The organism is Synechococcus sp. BA-120 BA3 (genome assembly GCF_034931285.1).
In the GTDB taxonomy this organism is placed as follows: Bacteria; Cyanobacteriota; Cyanobacteriia; order PCC-6307; family Cyanobiaceae; genus Cyanobium.
In genome coordinates, this window is record NZ_JAYGHZ010000465.1 from 1 (window position 1) to 1,209 (window position 1,209).

At 74.9% G+C, this 1,209-nt stretch carries 1 protein-coding gene; it reads left to right on the forward strand.

Features of this window, described 5'->3' with window-relative positions; translation table 11 throughout:
- A partial coding sequence (radA, locus tag VB737_RS16825; RefSeq protein WP_500314656.1) for a DNA repair protein RadA occupies positions 1 to 1,209 on the forward strand: 1,209 nt, incomplete at both ends.

The following is a 1,209-nucleotide window of genomic DNA, read 5'->3' on the forward strand; positions in this document are numbered from 1 at the left end:
GACGGGGCCGGGTCGCCGGGCCGTCCGCGCCGCTCCGAACCGATCCAGGCGGTGGGGGATCGCCCCCTGCAACGCCTGGCCAGCGGGTACGGCGAACTGGACCGGGTGCTGGGGGGCGGCCTGGTGCCCGGTTCCCTGGTGCTGCTGGGGGGTGACCCGGGCATCGGCAAGAGCACCCTGCTGCTGCAGAGCGCCCGCGCCATGGCCGCCCGGGCGGTGGTGCTGTACGTGAGCGCCGAGGAGTCGGCCCAGCAGGTGAAGCTGCGCTGGCGGCGCCTGGCCGAGGACGGCTCCGGTGTGACGGCGGGGGATGGGGAGAGCGAGGGGCTGCGCCTGCTGGCGGAGACCGACCTGGAGCTGGTGCTGCAGGAGCTGGAGACCCTGCGGCCCGAGGTGGCGATCATCGACAGCATCCAGGCCCTGCACGACGCCGAGCTGGGCAGTGCCCCCGGGTCGGTGTCCCAGGTGCGGGAATGTGCCGCCGCCCTGCAGCGCATCGCCAAGCGCCAGCACACCGCCCTGGTGCTGGTGGGGCACGTCACCAAGGAGGGGATGCTGGCGGGCCCCAAGGTGCTGGAGCACCTGGTGGATGCGGTGCTCACCTTCGAGGGGGACCGCTTCGCCAGCCACCGGCTGCTGCGGGCCGCCAAGAACCGCTTCGGCGCCACCCACGAGCTGGGGGTGTTCGAGATGCGGGGGGCGGGGCTGGTGGAGGTGAGCAACCCCAGCGAGCTGTTCCTGGCCGGAGACGGCCCCAGCCCCGGCACCGCCACGATCGTGGCCTGCGAGGGCACCCGCCCGCTGCTGGTGGAGATCCAGGCCCTGGTCAGCCCCACCAGCTACGCCAGCCCGCGGCGCACCGCCACCGGCATCGGCACCAACCGCCTGCACCAGATCCTGGCGGTGCTGGAGAAGCACATGGGCCTGCCCCTGTCCCGCTTCGACTGCTACCTGGCGGTGGCCGGCGGCCTGGAGGTGGAAGAGCCGGCGGCGGACCTGGGGGTGGCGGCCGCCGTGGTGGCCAGCTACCGCGACCTGACCCTGCCGGCGGGCACGGTGCTGCTGGGGGAACTGGGCCTGGGGGGACAGCTGCGGCCCGTGGGTCAGCTGGAGTTGCGCCTGCAGGAGGCGGCACGGCTGGGGTTCGCCCGGGCCGTGGTGGCCCGCGGCAGCGCCCTGGGGCCGGGGGCGGCCGGCCTGGGCCTGCAG